Here is an 18,671-nt window from a genome sequence, read left to right as displayed (position 1 = left end):
CCCGCGCGCGCCTCCGGCATCGCGTGAATCACCAGTCATGCCCACGGGCGGCCAGGCCCCGGTTACGGGCATGACCGCACCCGAGAACACCCAGCCCCCCGTCTCCGTCGCCGAGGCCGCCGTTTCGGCCGGCGGAATGTGCAGGCCATGATCGTGATGCGCGAACGCTCCTGTCCGACCCGCGCCTCGGCGAGACGCGCCCCCCACTCCACGCGCTCTCGCCTGAGGACCGGTCATTGTCGCCAGAACAAGTGGTGCGTCACACCGCTCGGGCTGGGCACGACCTCGAGGTGGAACCGGTCGAGCAGCTCATCGGGTGACTCCCAGAGGCGTACTCCGGATCCGAGCTTCACCGGTGAGACCGCCACGTGCATCGTGTCGACGAGGTCGGCGTCAAGGAACTCCCGGATGGTGGTGGCCCCGCCGCCGAGCCGGACGTCCTTACCCTGCGCTGCCTCCCTTGCCAGTTCGAGGACTGCGGCCGGGTCGCCGTCGACGAAGTGGAACGTGGTGTCGGAGAGCGTGAACGAAGGACGCTTGTGGTGGGTCATCACGAACACCGGGGTGTGGAACGGGGGCTCGGCACCCCACCAGCCGCGCCAGTCGTGGTCTTGCCAGGGCCCGCGCTGGGGCCCGAATTTGTTGCGGCCCATGATCTCGGCGCCGATGTTGCGGGCGTAGTCCCGCGTGAGGTAGTCGTCAAGGCCCCGGCTACCTCCGGGGTCGGTGCGCATGGGCCAGCTCGCAGTGGCGCCGGCCCAGGAGAACAGCCTCTCGGGATCGACATGACCGAATGGCTTCTCGAGGGTCTGGTTCTCACCGGCACCGATCCCGTCACTGGAGACGTTGAAGTTCTGGACCCTCAGCAGCTGAGCCACGTGCTTCTCCCGTGTGGTCGACAAAGGATGGTGAGACCTGCCGGGCCGGGAAAACTCATCGCTGCGTTCGTGACCGGCCCGAGACATGGCTACTCAGAGTATCGACCTGCGAGGTTTGCGCGGTTTGGGCAGGCTCGCTGTCGCGAGAAGGGCTTGAAGCGAAGGAATCCAGAGGGGAGTTTGTGCTGAGGCTTCGGGGGTACACGCCGGTCCTGGGCTGGTGAAACGTACAGGGGCGGACAAATGGAACAGATGGCGGGCGGCGAGCGCATGCGGTTGCTGCGGGGGGATGTCTTCTCGGTGTCCGGGGTGTTCGAGGGCAGTGAGGACATCGGTGGCGCGCGTGCCCTGGCCCGTGGCTTTCTCACTGACGTGCAGGCCGTGTACGGCCTGCCGGTTTCCGGGCGGGTGATGGGCACGGTGCAGCTGGTGGTGAGCGAGCTGGTGACCAATGCCCGCAAGTACGCACCCGGGCCGTGCCTGCTGACCCTGGAGGTCCACGGGGGCGGGCAGGTCGAGGTGAGCGTCTGGGACAGCAACCCCACACCGCCGGCGATCCTCGCACCCGACCCCACCCGGATCGGCCAGCACGGGCTGGAGATCGTCATGGCCGTCTCCCAGAGCTTCGCGGTCCACCGCGAGCCTGTGGGCAAGCGGATCACCACGGCGATCACGCTGGCCGACGACCCCGGCGGGGACGTCACCGGCCGCCAGCCGTGACACACCTCCACCCACATGGTCGACCTCCGGTCAAAGCGTGATCGTCATGGCCTCAGGAGCCGGAGAACCCGCCCGGCCTGACCACCTCGATGGCATTGGTCCAGTTACGGCCGAAGAAGCCTCCTGCGGCGCCCCATCCGGCTCAGGCCGGAAGGTCTGAGGCCCTTGTCCTGAGCGGGAAGTACGCCCCCACATCCGTCACACCCATCACGTCCACGAGGACTCCGTCAGCGCGTAGGCCCGAGGGGCGAGCGACGAGGCCCGCGTCCGCCAGCTCCAGACTCCATCCCCCTCTGCGCGCCTTCGCACCGATCCGGGGTTGTTGTCGCGCGCCATGGCCACACAGGAGCCGGACGGGGTCGACCACGTGGTCGTATCCCTCGACGACACGCGCCATGCGGTGCACCAGAGGCTCGGCATCCCGGCGGTGGCCGGTGTTGTACGGGGGCTGTCCGCAGCAGTTCGGGGCGACGGGCAAGTCCGCGCTCACGCGCGGGCGTTCGGGACCTGCACCGTCGCGATGGCTGTGGAGGGGCATACCGCGTCGGTGACGCAGGTCGCGAAGTGGGCGACTCGTATCAGGGGTTCCTCGGGCCGGAGCCGAGTCGGGCGGTGGCCGCGTCCCAGGCGGCGGTGTCACCCCGGGGGGTGTAGTGCCGCAGGTGCTGGGTGGAGGCGATGAGCCTGCGCATGTCGGCGAGGTCTCCGACCAGACCGGCTGCCCGGGCCTGGACGAGGATGTTGCCGAGTGCGGTGGCCTCGGTGGGGCCGGCGACGACCGGCAGGCCGGTGGCGTCGGCGGTGAGCTGGCACAGCAGGTCGTTGCGTGATCCGCCGCCGACGAGGTGGATGCGGCTGATGTCGCGGCCGGCGAGTTCGGCGGCCTGGCGCAGGGTACGGCGGTGGGCGAGTGCCAGGCTCTCCAGGATGCAGCGGACGACCGCGCCCTGACTGCCGGGGACGCGTTGTCCGGTGCGGGCGCAGTAGTCCCGGATGCGGGCCGGCATGTCACCGGGGGCGAGGAACTCCGGGGCGTCCGGGTCGACCAGGCAGGCGAAGGATTCGGCCCGTACCGCGTCGGCGAGGAGCGTGGGGATATGGGTGGGCAGGTTGTCCTTCTCCCAGGTGCGCCTGCACTCCTCCAGAAGCCACATGCCCATGATGTTGCGCAGGTAGCGCACTGTCCCGTCGACGCCGCGCTCGTTGGTGAAGTTCGCCGCTCGGGAGGCCTCGCTCAGGACCGGGGCGTCGAGTTCGAGGCCGGCGAGTGACCAGGTGCCGCATGAGATGTAGGCGAAGCCGGGTTCGGTCGCGGGCACGGCGACGACCGCCGAGGCGGTGTCGTGCGAGGCGACCGTCGTCACCGGCGTAGACGGGTCGAGCCCGGTGTACGTGGCGACGTGGGGGAGCAGGGTGCCGGCCGGGTCGCCGGGTGCGCGCAACGGCGGGAAGAGGCCGGGATCGAGAGAGAGCCGGTTGAGGAGGTCCTCGGACCACGTGCCGGTGCGGGCGTCGAGGAGTCCGGTGGTGGAGGCGTTGGTCTCCTCGGCCCCGATGGACCCGGTCAGCCAGTGGATCAGCAGGTCCGGGATGAGCAGCAGCGTGCGGGCGGCGTGCCGCTGGGCGGTTCCTTCGGCGGAGGCGATCTGGAAGACCGTGTTGAAGGGGAGGTGCTGCAGGCCCGTGATGCCGTACAGCTCCTTGGGACTGACCGTGGCCCAGATGCGTTCGGCGGCGCCGTCGGTGCGGTCGTCGCGGTAGTGGAAGGGGTGGCCGAGCAGGGCGCCGTCTGTGTCGAGGAGCCCGTAGTCCACGGCCCAGGTGTCGATGCCGATGGAGGTGACACCACCGGAGCGGGCGGCGTCGCGCAGTCCGTCCAGGATGTTCTGGAACAGGGCGAGGGTGTCCCAGCGCAGCCCGTCCGGCAGGCGTACGGGGGTGTTGGGGAAGCGGCGGACCTCGGTGAGGTCGAGGTTGTCCGGACCCACCCGGCCGAGGATCACCCGTCCGCTGGTGGCGCCGAGGTCGACTGCGGCGAAGGCGGACGCGAAGGCGGACGACTGGGGCGGGGTGGTCACGGGGATACCTCTGCGGTGCGGGCGGCTCATCGAGGACGAGGAGGCGGACGAGAACGAGGACGAGGACGAGGACGAAGGCGGACCGGCGGCGCCGTGCGGGCACGGTGTCAGGGCCGGTTCCGTACGGCATCGCGCCGCCGGTCCGCGGACGCACCTGGGACCGGTGCGTCAGTCACCGGTCCCAGGGCGATGAGGGGGCGGTCAGCGGGGGAAAGCCGCCGCGACGCCGGCGTCGACGGGGATGTGCAGGCCGGTGGTGTGCGTGAGGTCGCCGCCGGTGAGGGCGAAGACCGCGTTCGCGACGTGCTCGGGAAGGACTTCGCGCTTCAGGAGGGTGCGCTGGGCGTAGAACTCGCCGAGCTTCTCCTCCTCGATGCCGTACGTCGCGGCGCGCTGGGCACCCCAGCCGGCGGCGAAGATGCCGGAGCCGCGCACGACCCCGTCGGGGTTGACGCCGTTCACGCGGATGCCGTGCTCACCGAGTTCGGCGGCGAGGAGGCGGACCTGGTGGGCCTGGTCGGCCTTGGCGGCGGAGTAGGCGATGTTGTTCGGGCCGGCGAAGACGGCGTTCTTGGAGACGATGTAGACGATGTCGCCACCGAGGCCCTGCTCGAACATGACGCTCGCCGCCTCGCGGGAGACCAGGAAGGAGCCCCGGGCCATGATGTCGTGCTGGAGGTCCCAGTCCTTCGCCGTCGTCTCCAGCAGGGGCTTGGAGATGGAGATGCCGGCGTTGTTGACGACCAGGTCGACACCGCCGAAGGCGAGGACGGCCTCGCGGAACGCGGCGCTGATCTGATCCTCGGACGTGACGTCCACAGTGACCGCCACAGCCTTGTCCGGGCCGCCCAGCTCCTCGGCCACGGCCACGGCGTTGTCGCCGTTCAGGTCGGCGACCACGACACAGGCGCCCTCGGCGACCAGCCGGTGCGCGATCGCCTTGCCGATGCCCGAGCCCGCGCCCGTCACCAGCGCGACGCGGGTCGCGAGGGGCTTCTGCTTCGGCATCCGCCGCAGCTTGGCCTCCTCCAACTCCCAGTACTCGATGCGGAACTTCTCCGCCTCGTCGATCGGCGCATACGCCGACACCGCCTCGGCACCGCGCATGACGTTGATCGCGTTGACGTAGAACTCGCCTGCCACGCGGGCGGTCTGCTTGTCCTTGCCGAAGGAGAACATGCCCACGCCGGGAACGAGGACGATCGCGGGGTCGGCGCCGCGCATCGCGGGGGAGTCGGCGGTGGCGTGCCGGTCGTAGTAGGCGGCGTACTCCTCCCGGTAGGCCGCGTGCAGCTCCCGCAGCCGGGCCACGGCCTCGTCCGGCGGAGCCGTCGGCGGAAGGTCCAGGACCAGCGGGCGGACCTTGGTGCGCAGGAAGTGGTCCGGGCAAGAGGTGCCCAGGGCCGCCAGGCGCGGGTGCTGGTCGTGGGCGAGGAAGTCGAGGACGACCTCGGAGTCGGTGAAGTGCCCGACCTGCGGGCGGTCCTGGGAGGCCAGACCGCGGATTGCGGGCGCAAGCAGGGCGGCCCTTTCCCGGCGCTTCTCCTCGTCCAGCGCCGCATAGCCTTCCAGGGGCGATCCGAACGGCTGCTTCCTGCCCCGCTCGGTGAGGAAGTCCTCCGCTGTGCGGATCATCCACAGGGCATTCGTCTCGCACTCCTGGGCGCTCGCTCCCCAGGCGGTGATGCCGTGCCCGCCGAGGACGACGCCGACGGCTTCGGGGTTGGCCTCCTTGATCGCTGCGATGTCCAGGCCGAGCTGGAAGCCGGGCCGGCGCCACGGCACCCACGCCACCTTTCCGCCGTAGCACTCCGCCGTCAGCTCCTCGCCGTCGGCGGCACAGGCGAGGGCGATGCCGGAGTCGGGGTGGAGGTGGTCGACGTGGGCGGCCGCGACCAGGCCGTGCATGGCGGTGTCGATGGAGGGGGCGGCGCCGCCCTTGCCGTGCAGGCAGTAGTCGAGGGCGGCGACCATCTCGTCCTCGCGCTCGACGCCCGGGTAGACGTCCTTCAGTGCCCGCAGCCGGTCGAGGCGCAGCACGGCCAGGCCGTCCTCGGTGAGCGTGCCGAGGTCGCCGCCGGACCCCTTCACCCACATCAGCTCCGTGTCGGAGCCGGTGACGGGATCGGTGACAGTGCCCTTGGCGGAGGCGTTGCCACCGGCGTAGTTGGTGTTGCGGGGGTCGGAGCCCAGCCGGCGCGCGCGGCCGAGGAGCGCGGCGACTTCGGGGTGGGTGGCCATGTGTGATGGGTCCTTCGGAGTCGAGGTGTGCGGGTGAGGAAGGAGGGGCGCCCCTGAAGGGTGGGCATCCTCCGGTCCTGTGGACCGAGGACGGGGAAGCCGTGTGGTCAGGCTCCCCAGCCGGCCTGCTCGCCGCCGACACGATCGGTGGCGATCCGCTCCTGCCACCCGGAAGCGGCATACGCGGCGACGGGATCCGGTGCGAGCCCCTGCTCCTCGCGGACTTCGCGCAGCAACGGGCGCACGTCGGTGTTGTACGCGTCCATCAGCACCGCGTTCGCGGCGAGGACGTCACCGTCGCGCTGGGCGGTGGTGAGCGCCTCGAGGTCGACGAGGAGGGCCTTGGCGGTGGCCTCCTGGACGTTCATCACGGAGCGGATGACGGCCGGGATCTTCGCCTCGATGTTGTGGCACTGGTCGAGCATGAAGGCGACGTTCGCGGCCGGGGCGAGGCCGCCGTTCTTCGCGACCTCGTGCATGATGCGGAACAGCTGGAAGGGATCGGACGAGCCGACCATCAGGTCGTCGTCGGCGTAGAAGCGGGAGTTGAAGTCGAAGCCGCCGAGCTTCCCCTCGCGCAGCAGCAGCGCCACGATGAACTCGATGTTGGTGCCCGGAGCGTGGTGGCCGGTGTCCACGACGACCTGGGCCTTGGGCCCGAGCTTGAGACAGTGGGCGTAGGACGTACCCCAGTCCGGGACGTCGGTGGTGTAGAAGGCCGGCTCGAAGAACTTGTATTCCAGGAGCAGGCGCTGCTCGTCACCGAGCCGCTCGTACACCTCGGCAAGAGCGGCTGAGAGATGGTCCTGGCGAGCCACGATGTCGTCCTGGCCAGGGTAGTTGGTGCCGTCGGCGAACCACAGCTTCAGGTCCGACGAGCCGGTCGCGTCCATGATGTCGACGCACTCCAGCAGGTGGTCGACGGCCGTGCGGCGCACCTTCGCGTCCGGGTGGCAGACGCTGCCGAGCCGGTAGTCGTCGTTCTGGAAGGTGTTGGAGTTGATCGCCCCCAGATCGAGGCCGCGCTCCTTCGCGTACGCGGCGAGGCCGGCGTAGTCCTCGACACGGTCCCAGGGGATGTGGAGGGAGACCTTCGGGGCGATGCCGGTGAACTCGTGCACCTTCGCGGCGTCGTCGAGCTTCTCCCACGGCGTCCTGGGGACGCCGGGCTGGGCGAACACCTTGAAGCGGGTGCCTGAGTTCCCGTAACCCCAGGAGGGCGTCTCGATGGTCTGGGCCTTGAGCGCGGCCTTCACGGCGTCCCGCACGACAGTCATGGGTCAACCTCGGAACCAGGGCCGCGCTGTATGCGTCGGCGCTATGAATCGTTTCATCAATACGAAAACACTTATCCACGCAGGGGTCAAGAGCGTGCGTGTCATCCGTGATGAAAGGATTCATGCAGGAGGATGTGGTGGCGGCCTAGGATGGCGAGCACACGGATTCGCGGCGAACGGACGGTCGGCAATGGTGGGCATCAAGGAGGTGGCGCGCCAGGCGGGCGTCTCCGTGGGGACGGTCTCCAACGTCCTGAACAGACCCGAGCGTGTCTCCCATGACGTCCGAGCCCGCGTCTACGCAGCGATCGACCTGCTGGGGTACGTCCGGAGCGAGTCGGCGCGGCAACTGCGTGCCGGCCGCAGCCGCATGCTCGGGCTGCTGGTCATGGACACCGGCAACCCCTTCTTCGCCGTCCTCGCCCAGGGCACCGAGCGGGTGGCCGCCGAGGCGGGCCTCGGTGTCATGGTGTGCAACAGCGCCGAAAGCGCTTCGGCCGAGCAGGCCTACCTGTCGCTCTTCGTCGAGCAGCGCCTTCGTGGCGTCCTGTTCGCACCGGTCGCGTCGGACGGTGAACCATGGGAGGCGCTGCGGCGCGCCAACATTCCGTTCGTCGTCGTCGACCGGGCGGTCGACGTGCGGACGGCCTGTTCGGTGGCCGCTGACGACGTCCTCGGAGGCATGCTCGCGGGCAGGCACCTGCTCGCCGCCGGCCATCGGCGCATCGCCTACGTGCGTGGCCCTGGTGATCTGCAGCAGGTCCGGGACCGGCGTGAGGGTCTGGTCCGCGCGGTGAAGGAGGCGGGGCTCGGCGCCGACGCGATCGTCGACATCCCGGCGGAGAAGCTGGACGTCGGCGCCGGCCGGGACGCCGGGGCCCGGCTCATCGGCCTCTCGCCCCGGCCGACGGCAGTCTTCTGCGCGAACGACCTCCTGGCCCTGGGCGTCATGCAGACGGTCTTCGACGCGGGCGTGCGTATCCCGGACGACCTGGCTGTCGTCGGCTACGACGACATCGAGTTCGCGGAGGCGAGCCTCATCCCGCTCACCTCGGTGCGCCACCCGGCCGCGGAGATCGGCCGCCTCTCAGCCCAGCTCCTGCTGCAGGAGATGGAGCCGTCGGACCCGGAGCACGACCACCAGCACAGCGGCATCGTGCTCCAGCCGGAGCTCGTCCTGCGCAGATCCAGCATGCCGCGGCCCTGACCCACGTCCGCACCCGTCGTCGCGCCGGGCAGCGTCAGGCGATGCCGCCGCCGCGGACGCACACCCGTCGGACCTCAGGGCGTTGAGCACGGCGAACTGCCGGGATGTCTTGGTCTCGGGGACGAACCTGCTCCACAGCGAGGTGTGGACCTGCTCGGCCCGCCGGACCAGGTGACCGGCGTAGCCGTCCAGGTCCAGGGATCCCATCATCGCTGTCTCCTGCTCGGACGACCCTGCGCGGAGCGGTCCCTGACCGACACCTCTGGTCCTGGACCGCCCCGCGGGGGAACGGGTGGGTCAGCCGAGGCGGTGCCCCGGACGGGACACGTACGGCGTGGCCCGGGAGCCGTCCACGCCCACTTCGAGCCTGCCGATCTTCTCGATCTCGACGACGACGCGGTCCCCGTCGCTGAGCGGGCCGACGCCGGCCGGGGTACCTGTGGCGAACACGTCGCCCGGATACAGGGTCATCACCGAGGAGGCGTAGGCGACCAGCTCCCGCACACCGAAGATGAGGTACTCGGTGTTGGTGCGCTGTCGGGTCTCGCCGGCCACGTCGCAGCGCAGGTCGAGCCGGTCGGGGTCGGGGATCTCGTCGGCGGTCACCACCCACGGTCCGATGGGGGTGAAGGTGTCGAAGGACTTGCGGGTGGAGCGGTCCTCGCCGGAGCGCACGGTGATGTCCAGGAGGCAGGTGTAGCCGAAGACGTAGTCGAGGGCGTCGTCGGCACTGACCTGCGAGGCGGTCCGGCCGATGACGACGGCCAGCTCGCCTTCCTGGTCGGTCCGGATGTCGGAGTAGGGCAGGACGACGTCCTGGCCGGGGCCGATCACCGACGAGTTCGCCTTGAGGAAGACACCCAGGTCGGCGATGGACGTGGGGTAGTCCATCTCCGCTTTGTGGTCGAGGTAGTTGACCGGCGCTCCGATGATCTTTCCGGGGCGGGGAAGCGGTGCCTTCAGCGTCGCCTCCGCCAGCGGTATCCGGCGGCCGCGCGCCGGGTCGAGGGCCGGGCCGGAGGAGTCGGCCACGGTCTCGATGTACTGCTGGAGCGCGCCGGCCGCGCCGGTGAGAGAGGGAGCGACCTGGTCGGTCACGTCGGTGAGGGTGTCGCCGTCGACGACGCCGAGGCGTCCCTTGTCGAACAGGGCCAGGCGCATCGTGGCCTCCTTGCTGGTGTCGGAGAAGAGAAAGGGTGATCAGGCGCCGGGATCGACGCTCTCGCTGCGGTAGAGGCCGAGCGAGCGCATCGCGGGTTCGTCGCTGTACGAGAACAGGACCGCGTCGCTCGACGTGGACGCGTTCAGGTGCCGGTAGGACGCCCAGCCAGGTATCGCGAAGGTGTCGTGCTCGGACCACTCCAGCCGCAGACCGTCGACGACGGTGGCTCCCTCGCCGCGTACGACGTTGAAGATCGTGGACGCGGTGTGGCGGCGGCCCGCGCCGTCGAAGCCGGGGCGCAGCCGCTGGACGCGGCAGCCGATCGTGGGCATGACCGGACCGCCGGTCCAGGGGTTGGTGTACTCGAGGACGATGCCGTCGACATCGCTGCCCTCGGCGGTGCCGGCGATCGCGTCCAGGGCCCGGCCGGTCTCCTGCCAGGTGTAGCGGGTGACGGGGGAGTGGGGTCCGTCGGGCGTGATCCACGTGGGGGTCAGGCGGCCGTGGAGGAACTGGCGGCTGCCGGCGTCGTCGGGGCGGGTCACGGGCTGCAGGCGCTGGGGGTACTTCTCGTAGAAGCCGGCCTCCAGCGCGTTGACGAGGGGATAGTCCAGGGCGTCGAGCCAGATCATCGGCGCGTCGCCCTCGTGGGTGTGGTCGTGCCAGTGCCAGCCTGGGGTGAGCAGGAGGTCGCCCGGGGCCATGAAGACGCGCTCGCCGTCGACGGTGGTCCAGGCGCCGTCGCCTTCCAGGATGAAGCGGAAGGCGTTGGAGGTGTGCCGATGGGCCTGGGCGGTCTCTCCGGGCAGGATGATCTGCAGGCCGGCGTAAAGGGTGTTGACCGTGGCCGGCGGGTCGGTCAGCCCGGGGTTGACGAGCATCAGAACCCGTCGTTCGGCCTCGTCCAGGGAGAGGGTCCGGGAGAAGTGCAGCAGGTGCGGGCGCAGTTCCTTCCAGCTCCACCGATAGGGGACGGCCCGGCTGCGGGGCTGGGCGGGGAACAGGTCGCCGTAGAAGCGCCAGAGCGGGGCGGCGCCAAGGGCGCCGAGGGCCTTGTAGGCGGGGTCGTCGGTCATGCTGTCTCCTCGCGGTGGTTGCTCACGGGGTGATCGAGGGCTGCAGGTCGCCGGCGGGGGTCCACACCCAGGCGATGTCGTCGAAGTCCTGCGCGGTGCGGCCGGACAGGAGTTGGTTGCGCAGGAAGGCTCCCGTGCCGTCCAGGTGGCAGATCTCGCCGAAGCGCCGGGCGTTGGTCTGGATCGACGCGGCCCGCTCCGTGCGCACGGCGGCGTAGGCGGGGAAGGCGTCTTCCGGAAGTCCGTGCTCGCGCAGGGCACGGCCGAGGGCCACGGCGTCCTCCAGAGCCTGGCAGGCGCCCTGGGCCAGGTACTGCAGCATCGGGTGTGCCGCGTCGCCCAGCAGCACGATGCGCCCGTGGACCCAGTCGGTGATGGGAAGCCGGTCGAACAGCGGCCAGCGCCGGTCCCGCGCGATGAGCGGCAGAGCGTCGCGCACGGTGTCGCAGGTGCCGGCGAACCGCTCCTCCAACTCGGCCTCCGTGCCCCAGTCGTCGGAATCGGGGGTGTAGTGATCGCTCTCGAAGACCGCGACCTGGTTGTAGAGCTCTCCGCGCCGCACGGGGTACTGCACCAGGTGCATACGCGGGCCGGCCCAGACGATGACCGACTCCGTCGTGGCGTGCCGCGCCATCGGGCCCGTCATGCTGCTGACGGGCAGGGCGCCGCGGTAGGCCACGTACTTCGAGCAGACGGGGGCGCCGTCATCCACGAGGATCTGCCGCAGCCGGGAGTGCAGGCCGTCGGCGGCCACCACGGCGTCCGCCGCGAGCCGGTCGGGCGTCTCGGCGAAGTGCAGACGCACGTCGGCCGATGTCTGGACCGCGTCGGTGACGGTGTGTCCGGTGCGCAGGGTGATCGCCGGGTGCTCCTGACAGGCGGTCAGCAGCGCTCCGTGGAGGTCGGTGCGGTGGGTGACGAGGTAGGGATGCCTGAAGCGGCGGCGGTAGGCGTCGCTGCCCAGGTCGAGAGCGGTGATCTGCTTTCCGGTGAGCGCGTCCATCATGACGAGCTGGGGCGGGGCGACGGCGGAGCGCTGCACGGCGTCGAGGACGCCGAGTTCCTCCAGCGCCAGGGAAGCGTTCGGTGCCAGCTGCAAGCCGGCTCCGATCTCGCCGAAGCGGGCGGCGCGCTCCACCACGGTCACGCGGTGGCCGGAGCGGGCGATGGCGAGGGCGGATGCCAGGCCGCCGATGCCGCCGCCGACGACGGCGATGTGCAGGGGCGAGGTCGTCACGGGCAGGTGCCTCCTTGAAGGATCGGGTCGATCCGCCTCCCGCCGTGGCGGATCTTCGGCGTCGGGATCATTGGTGTACGGACCATCGGGGCAGGAGCGGGGGAGGGGCCTCGATGCGGGCCGCAGGGGCGGGAGGGCGGTCAGCAGGCGGCCGTGGCGCTGTCGACGTGCACGCGGGCGCCTGTGCGGGCGTGGATGTCCTCGACGGTGACGCCGGGTGCGGTCTCCACCAGGGCCAGGCCGTGGCCGGTGACGTCCAGGACGCAGAGATCGGTGATGATCCGGTCGACGCAGCGGCGACCGGTGAGCGGGAGCGTGCACGCGTCGACGATCTTCTGGGTGCCGTCCTTGGCGGTGTGCTCCATCAGCACGATGACCCGCCGGGCGCCGTGGACGAGGTCCATGGCGCCGCCCATGCCCTTGACCATCTTGCCGGGGATCATCCAGTTCGATAGATCACCGGCAGACGAGACCTGCATGGCACCGAGGACGGCGGTGTCGATGTGGCCGCCGCGGATCATGCCGAAGGACAGGGCGGAGTCGAAGAACGACGCTCCGGGCAGGACGGTGACGGTCTCCTTGCCCGCGTTGACGAGGTCGGGGTCGACCTCGTCTTCGGACGGGTAGGGGCCGGTGCCGAGGATGCCGTTCTCGGAGTGCAGCACCACATGCACATCGGCCGGCACGTACGCCGGGATGAGGGTCGGCAGGCCGATGCCGAGGTTCACGTACGAGCCGTCGGTCAGCTCGGCGGCGGCCCGGGCGGCCATCTGGTTGCGGTTCCAGGCCATCAGGCGCGCACCGTCCTCTTCTCGATCTGCTTGTCGGCCGCCTGGGCGGGGGTGAGGGGTACGACGCGCTGAACGAAGACGCCCGGCAGGTGCACCTGGTCCGGGTCCAGGGCGCCGGGATCGACGAGTTCCTCGACTTCGGCGACCGTGATCCGCCCGGCCATGGCGGCAAGGGGGTTGAAGTTGGCGGAGGCGCGGCGAAAGACGAGGTTGCCGTGCCGGTCGCCCCGCCAGGCCCGTACGAGGGCGAAGTCGGTGGTGATGCCGTGCTCCAGGACGTGGGGCCGCCCGTCGTACGCGCGGGTCTCCTTGGCGGGGGAGGCGACGGCGACGGTGCCGTCGGCGGCGTACCTCCAGGGCAGTCCGCCGTCGGCGACCTGGGTGCCGACCCCGGCCGGGGTGTAGAAGGCCGGGATGCCGCAGCCTCCTGCTCGCAGCCGCTCGGCCAGGGTTCCCTGCGGGACGAGTTCGACCTCGAGCTCTCCGCTGAGGTACTGGCGGGCGAACTCCTTGTTCTCGCCGACGTAGGAGCCGGTGACCCGGCTGACGCGTCCGGCCGCCAGCAGGATTCCCAGGCCCCGGTCGTCGATGCCGCAGTTGTTGGAGACGACCTGGAGACCGGCGGCGCCCTGGGCGTGCAGGGCCCGGATGAGGGTCTCGGGGATGCCGCTGAGTCCGAAGCCGCCGACGGCGAGCGACGCGCCGTCGGGGATGTCGGCGACGGCGGTCGCGGGTTCACGGATGACCTTGTCCACGATTCCGGGTGTCCTTTCAGGTGTGAGGGCCCGGCAGCACGGCGGACCGGCCGCCGTCGACGCCAAGATGCGCGACGGAGACGTACGAGGCTTCCTCGGAGGCGAGGACGGCTGCCGCCCCGGCGACGTCCTGGGGCGTCCCCAGCCGGCCGAGGGCGATGGGCCGGGCTGCGTCGCACAGGGTGTGGGTGTCGGCGAGCAGGTTGTCGCGCGATCCCTCGGTTTCGATGCGACCTTCCCCGTGAGCCGTCTCACCGTGCGGTCCCGTCGAGCAGCGCGTCGGACACCGACTTCACCCCGCCGTGCGAGGTGAGGCCGCCGTCGACCGGGATCTCCGCGCCGGTGATGAACGACGACTCGTCGGAGAGCAGGAAGACCACCACCGGGGTCACCTCCTCGACGGTGCCCACCCGGCCGAGGGGCGTCTCGCGGATGTTCGACTCCCGGAAGACGGGCGCGGCCGATGCCGTCATCTCCGTCTCGATGAACCCGGGATGGATGGTGTTCACCCGGATCCCGCGGGGGCCGAGCTCCATGGCAGCGATCTTCGACAGTCCGCGCAGAGCCCACTTGCTCGTCGTGTAGGCCACCGGATAGTGGGCGGTCAGCGCGGCGGAGGAGCCGACGTTCACGATGGACGAACCCGGCGGCATCAACGGGGCCAGGTGCTGGATGCCCAGGAGCGGACCGTTCACATTGACTGCGTGGACGCAGCTCATGTCCTTGGCGGTGACCTCGTCGAGCCGGGCCCGCCAGGTGATGCCGGCGTTGTTGACCAGACCGTGCACCGTCCCGTAGGTACTGCGGAGGAAGTCGGCCAGATCGGCCCAGTCGTCGGCCAGGGTGACGTCGAGCCGGCGGACGCCTTCCTTGCCGTTCACATCCGTGCCGACGACCGTGGCGCCTTCACGTTGCAGAGCCGCCACCTGGGCGGCGCCCTGGCCGCGGGCTGCGCCCGTGACGACGACGACTTTTCCCGCGAGACGTCCGCCGTTCACGGCCGCTCCCGGGTGCGGCGCCGGCCCTTGGGCAGGGCGACGGGTTCGGTTCCGGGGATCACGCGGGTGGTGAGGGACCCGATGGCTTCCACGGTCAGAGTGACGGTGTCGCCGGGCTTCAGCGGTGGCGGGAGCTGTTGGCCGGAGCGGCCCCACAGTTCGGCCAGGCAGCCGCCGTTGCCGCAGGTGCCGGAGCCCAGGACGTCGCCGGCGACGATCCGGGTGCCCCGCGAGGCGTAGGCGGTCATCTCCTCGAAGGTCCAGCTCATGTTGGACAGCAGGTCACTGCCGACCTTCTCGCCGTTGACCTCGGCCGTCAGGGCGAGCCGCAGGAAGCCGTCGGCGTCGCGGTAGGGCTCCAGCTCGTCGGCGGTCACCAGGTACGGGCCGAGAGTGGTGGCGGTGTCCTTGCCCTTGCACGGGCCGAGGCCGACCTGCATCTCGGCGGACTGCAGGTCCCGCGCGGACCAGTCGTTGAACACCGTGTAACCGACGATGTGCTCCCGCGCCTGTTCCGGGGTGAGGTCACGGCCCTCGCGGCCGATGACGGCCGCCACCTCCAGCTCGAAGTCGAGCACGGACGACCCGGGGGGCATGGGTACGTCGTCATGAGGGCCGAAGACCGCGTGAGGGTTGGTGAAGTAGTAGGTGGGCGCCTCGTACCACTGGGCGGGTACTCCGGATTCACCGCTGACGGAGCGGCGCACGCCCTCGACGTGCTCCTCGAAGGTGACGAAGTCCCTGACCGAGGAGGGCTGGAGCGGCGAGAGCAGCCGGACTTCGGAGACGTGCGGTCCGGGCGGCACGTCCAGGGCCGCGGCTCCGGCGGCGAGAAGGCCCGGCAGGCCTTCGGTGTCGCGGATCAGGTCCGTGAGCGAGGTGACTCCGGGCAGGGGGAACAGGGTGCCGTCGTCCTCGACGACGGCGACACGGTTCCGGTGCCGGTATGCGAAAGCGGCGAAGCGCATGGTGCGGCTCCCAGGTGGAGGAACAGGGGGAACACGGGACCGGGCCGTCCGGGACGGAGAGATGGCCCGTTGTCGGCCTTCTTCGGACGGATCCGGTCCCGTGGACCGGGGCCGGGAACACGGCGGCAGTCAGGGCGGGACAGGGGCCGCCGCGTTCCCGGGGATCGGGCGGCCGGGGTCAGACCGGCGGTGCGATGAAGCAGCCTCGGTCGGGGTCGTTGAAGGACTCCTTGGCGACGAGCTCGTTCATCGCGTTCGCGGTGCCCCACTGGTCGGTGACCTCGGGCTGCGAGAAGTCGTAGACGTGGGGGTGCCAGGTGTCCTCGTCGAGGTTCTCCAGCTCGGTGGTGTACTCGACGGTGTTGCCGTGGGGGTCGAGGAAGTAGGTGAAGGTGTTGTCCCCGGCCATGTGCCGGCCCGGACCCCAGATCTTCGTGTGGCCGGCCCGCAGGACCCGGCCGGAGCCACGCATGTACTCGTCGATGCCGCGCATCTCGAAGGAGACGTGGTGCAGGGAGGTGTGCGGTCCCTTCGCCAGCGCCATGGAGTGGTGCTGGGAGCTGATCCGCATGAAGTGCATGACGTCGCCCATGTGGGGCGAGCTGAGCGAGTCGGAGAGCCGGAAGCCGAGGTGCCGCTCGTACCAGGCGCGGGTGCCCTCCAGGTCGGGGGAGTTGAGCACCACGTGCGACAGCTTGACCGGGATGGCCTCCTTCTCCTCGATCTTGCGGTGCCGGCGGACCTCGACGTCGGCGGAGACCTCGATGGTGCGCCCGTCGACGTCGAAGAACCGGAAGCCGTAGCCGCCGCCTGGGGTGTCGACCGTGCCGGGCCGCGAGATCAGCTGCACGCCTCCGGCCAGGAGCTGCTCGGCGAGGGTGTCCACGTCGGCGGGGGTCGCGGCGCCGTAGGACACCAGGTCCAGGCGCTTCTCGTCGGCCTTGCGCAGCCGGACCACGTACTGCTCGGGGCTGCCCTCGGCGGCGAGGAAGGAGATGCCGGAGTCCTCGGCGACCTTGGTCAGGCCCCAGACGCCGGCGTAGAAGTCGAGCTGCTTGTCGTAGTCGGGCACGGCGAGGTCGACGTGCCGCAGGTGGGTGAGCAGGCGGTTGTTCGGCATGGGGTGCCTCCTCAGGCGGGGGAGAGGGGGAGCAGGGCGGCGGCGTTGGAGCCGCGCACGGCGTGGAAGTCGGCTTCGGACAGATCCGCCGCGCGCAGCGCGCCGACGGGGTCGTCGGATCCCATGTCGAAGGGGAAGTCCGAGCCGAGCAGCACCCTGTCCGCGCCGGCCGCTTCCACCAGCGCCCGCAGCACGGTCGGGTCGTGCACGAGCGAGTCGAAGTACAGGCGCCGCAGGTAACTGCTGGGCAACCGGGCGCATCCGGCCGACGCGTCGGTCCGGGCCCGCCAGGCGTGGTCGCTGCGCCCGATGTGGGTGGGCAGGTAGCCGCCTCCGTGGGCCGCGACGATCTTCAGCCCAGGGTGCCGGTCGAGGACTCCGGAGAAGATCAGGTGCGACAGGGCGACGGCGTTCTCGGTGGGCTGACCCACGGTGTTGGACAGGTACCACCGGTCGAGGCGCTCGTCGAGGGTGCAGCCGAAGGGGTGCAGGAACAGGACCGCCCCGGTCTCCTCGGCCCGCGTCCACAACGACTCGTACGCCGGGTCGGACAGCTCCCGGTCGGGGGCGTGGCTGGAGATCTCCACTCCGGCGAGCCCGTGCTCCAGCGCGTGGTCCAGGGCCGGGACGAGCAGCTCGGGATGCTGTAGCGGAACGAGCCCCAGTCCTCGCAGCCGGCCCGGTGCCGCCGCACAGTGCGTGGCGGTCGCCTCGTTCGCCAGGCGGTAGATCTTCTCTGCCGTGTCCGCGTCCGCCCAGTAGTGGTAGTGCGACGGCGAGGGGCTGACGAGCTGCACGTCGACGCCCTGTGCGTCCATCCGGGCGAGCCGGACGGCGGGGTCGGTCAGGGCCGGGATGCGGTCGCGGACCATGGGGCCGCTGACGGCAAGGGCGTCGGGACCGTTGCGGCGGGTGTCGAGCGCCCTGGCCTCGGCGTGCCCGGGAAGGCCCGCGACGAGCGCCTCGATCTCCGGCAGCAGGACGTGTGCGTGGACATCCACGGTCGGCGCGGTCACGGCAGCTCCCTGAGCATGGTCATGGTGCGGGCCATCAGGCCGGGCACATCGGCGTCGCGGACGCCGTCGAGTTGCCACTGGCCGATCTGGACCGAGCCCTCCACGACCGGGCGGACTCGCGTGATCCGGCGCTCGTAGTAGGCCTGGAGCAGCTCGTCGTCCCAGGTGTCCGCGGCGGTGAGCATCTGGGCCAGGACCCAGGAGTCCTCCAGGGACAGCGCCGCGCCCTGCGCCATGGTCGGCGGGCAGCAGTGTGCGGCGTCCCCGACGAGCACGACCCGACCGCGGTGCCAGGCACCTTCGACGAGCAGCCGGTCGAACCAGGTGTAGTTGACCTTCGACGGGTCGGTGATCGTCGCGGTGATCTCCGGCCACGCGCCGCCGTAGGCCGAGGCGAGGCGGACCATCTCCCGGGCGTAGGACGCGGGGGGTATGGAGGAGCGGTCGCGGTTCTTCTCGACGACGTACGCGTAGAGCGTGGTGTCGCTGGTGGGGCAGTAGCCCGCGATGAACGCGGGGCCGCCGTAGGCGAGGTCGGTGTGTTCGACGTTGACGGGGCGCGGGGCGGCGACCCGCCAGATGGCCATGCCGGTCGGTTCGGGCTTGTCGGTGATCCCGATCTGTTCCCGGGTGGCCGAGCCCAGGCCGTCGGCGGCGATCACCAGGTCGTAGCGGTGCTCGCTGCCGTCGCTGAACCGGACCGAGACGCCGGTGGTGTCCTGGTCCAGGACCGTGGCGGTCGTGCCCAGACGGACGGTCGCGCCGCTCGCGCGAACGGCGTCGATCAGGATCTGCTGGAGCCGTGGCCGCGGCATACCGACGGTGGCGGGCAGGTCGTCGCCACCGGTGCGCAGGTCGCGCTGGACGTGCAGGACGGTGCCGTCGGGCGTGGTGATGCCGACCGACCCGAAGGGGAAGCCGGACGCCTTCACCTCTTCCCAGACGCCGAGTTCGCGCAGGACGCGCAGCGCGTTGCCCTGAAGGGTGATGCCGGAGCCGGCAGTGGCGTTCCAGTCGTCCTTGGCCTCGACGAGGTCGACGTCGATCCCGGCGCGGCGCAGCAGGATCGTCGCGGTGTTTCCAGCGGCTCCGCCGCCGACGACCAGGACTCTGCGGGATGTGCTCATGGGGAACTCCCTTGTTCCTC

Annotated in this window: 17 protein-coding genes; 2 read left to right on the top strand and 15 right to left on the bottom strand. The window is 70.6% G+C overall.

The window, feature by feature from the left end; all coding sequences use genetic code 11:
* Positions 1–233 precede the first annotated feature (233 nt).
* Positions 234–878, bottom strand: a complete 645-nt coding sequence (locus tag ABZ567_RS21055; RefSeq protein WP_360792123.1) for a dihydrofolate reductase family protein — start codon at positions 876–878, stop codon at positions 234–236.
* Between the two features lie 243 nt (positions 879–1,121).
* Between ABZ567_RS21055 and ABZ567_RS21050 the strand changes: the two genes are divergently transcribed.
* Entirely contained in the window at positions 1,122–1,598 is a 477-nt protein-coding gene (locus ABZ567_RS21050) for an ATP-binding protein (protein ID WP_360792121.1), read from the top strand.
* Between the two features lie 578 nt (positions 1,599–2,176).
* Here the strand turns inward: ABZ567_RS21050 and ABZ567_RS21045 are convergent.
* The 3 genes from ABZ567_RS21045 to rhaI form a co-directional block, all read right to left on the bottom strand.
* Entirely contained in the window at positions 2,177–3,676 is a 1,500-nt protein-coding gene (locus tag ABZ567_RS21045) for a rhamnulokinase family protein (protein WP_360792119.1), read from the bottom strand.
* Positions 3,677–3,877: 201 nt separating this feature from the next.
* Positions 3,878–5,917 (bottom strand): bifunctional aldolase/short-chain dehydrogenase, encoded by a 2,040-nt coding sequence (locus ABZ567_RS21040; RefSeq protein WP_360792117.1) that lies wholly within the window; start codon positions 5,915–5,917, stop codon positions 3,878–3,880.
* Positions 5,918–6,024: 107 nt separating this feature from the next.
* Entirely contained in the window at positions 6,025–7,194 is a 1,170-nt protein-coding gene (gene rhaI / locus ABZ567_RS21035; protein ID WP_360792115.1) for an L-rhamnose isomerase, read from the bottom strand.
* A gap of 190 nt (positions 7,195–7,384) precedes the next feature.
* Between rhaI and ABZ567_RS21030 the strand changes: the two genes are divergently transcribed.
* On the top strand, positions 7,385–8,401 hold the full coding sequence (locus tag ABZ567_RS21030; RefSeq protein ID WP_360792113.1) for a LacI family DNA-binding transcriptional regulator: 1,017 nt from the start codon (positions 7,385–7,387) through the stop codon (positions 8,399–8,401).
* A 297-nt stretch (positions 8,402–8,698) separates the two neighbouring features.
* On the opposite strand, the gene ABZ567_RS21025 is transcribed toward ABZ567_RS21030, so the two are convergent.
* The 11 genes from ABZ567_RS21025 to ABZ567_RS20975 all read right to left on the bottom strand — a co-directional run bounded on the left by ABZ567_RS21025 (position 8,699) and on the right by ABZ567_RS20975 (position 18,651).
* Entirely contained in the window at positions 8,699–9,562 is an 864-nt protein-coding gene (locus ABZ567_RS21025; protein ID WP_360792111.1) for a fumarylacetoacetate hydrolase family protein, read from the bottom strand.
* Between the two features lie 39 nt (positions 9,563–9,601).
* Positions 9,602–10,639, bottom strand: a complete 1,038-nt coding sequence (locus ABZ567_RS21020; protein ID WP_360792109.1) for a cupin domain-containing protein — start codon at positions 10,637–10,639, stop codon at positions 9,602–9,604.
* Positions 10,640–10,661: 22 nt separating this feature from the next.
* Positions 10,662–11,876 (bottom strand): FAD-dependent monooxygenase, encoded by a 1,215-nt coding sequence (locus ABZ567_RS21015; RefSeq protein ID WP_360792107.1) that lies wholly within the window; start codon positions 11,874–11,876, stop codon positions 10,662–10,664.
* A 140-nt stretch (positions 11,877–12,016) separates the two neighbouring features.
* Positions 12,017–12,667 carry a CoA transferase subunit B gene (locus ABZ567_RS21010; RefSeq protein WP_360792105.1) on the bottom strand — a complete coding sequence of 217 codons (651 nt, stop codon included), beginning with the start codon at positions 12,665–12,667 and terminating at the stop codon, positions 12,017–12,019.
* The gene (locus ABZ567_RS21005) at positions 12,667–13,422 is read right to left on the bottom strand and encodes a CoA transferase subunit A (protein ID WP_360792103.1); all 756 of its coding nucleotides are present in this window, start codon (positions 13,420–13,422) and stop codon (positions 12,667–12,669) included. Before ABZ567_RS21005 ends, ABZ567_RS21010 begins: the two co-directional genes overlap by 1 nt.
* Positions 13,423–13,438: 16 nt before the next feature.
* The gene (locus ABZ567_RS21000; protein WP_360792332.1) at positions 13,439–13,624 is read right to left on the bottom strand and encodes an SDR family oxidoreductase; all 186 of its coding nucleotides are present in this window, start codon (positions 13,622–13,624) and stop codon (positions 13,439–13,441) included.
* Between the two features lie 49 nt (positions 13,625–13,673).
* Positions 13,674–14,420, bottom strand: coding sequence for an SDR family oxidoreductase (locus tag ABZ567_RS20995; RefSeq protein ID WP_360792101.1), 747 nt, complete (start codon positions 14,418–14,420; stop codon positions 13,674–13,676).
* Positions 14,417–15,388, bottom strand: a complete 972-nt coding sequence (locus ABZ567_RS20990) for a fumarylacetoacetate hydrolase family protein (RefSeq protein ID WP_360792099.1) — start codon at positions 15,386–15,388, stop codon at positions 14,417–14,419. The genes ABZ567_RS20995 and ABZ567_RS20990 overlap by 4 nt, the downstream gene beginning before the upstream one ends.
* A gap of 178 nt (positions 15,389–15,566) precedes the next feature.
* Positions 15,567–16,508, bottom strand: a complete 942-nt coding sequence (locus ABZ567_RS20985) for a VOC family protein (protein WP_360792097.1) — start codon at positions 16,506–16,508, stop codon at positions 15,567–15,569.
* Positions 16,509–16,519: 11 nt separating this feature from the next.
* On the bottom strand, positions 16,520–17,524 hold the full coding sequence (locus ABZ567_RS20980; RefSeq protein ID WP_360792095.1) for an amidohydrolase family protein: 1,005 nt from the start codon (positions 17,522–17,524) through the stop codon (positions 16,520–16,522).
* Positions 17,521–18,651 (bottom strand): FAD-dependent oxidoreductase, encoded by a 1,131-nt coding sequence (locus ABZ567_RS20975; protein WP_360792093.1) that lies wholly within the window; start codon positions 18,649–18,651, stop codon positions 17,521–17,523. The genes ABZ567_RS20980 and ABZ567_RS20975 overlap by 4 nt, the downstream gene beginning before the upstream one ends.
* Positions 18,652–18,671: the final 20 nt, after the last annotated feature.

Source organism: Streptomyces sp. NPDC016459, assembly GCF_040632845.1.
In the GTDB taxonomy this organism is placed as follows: domain Bacteria; phylum Actinomycetota; class Actinomycetes; order Streptomycetales; family Streptomycetaceae; genus Streptomyces.
The sequence above is the reverse complement of the archived record's forward strand: the minus strand, read 5'-3'. Positions and strand labels throughout refer to the sequence as shown.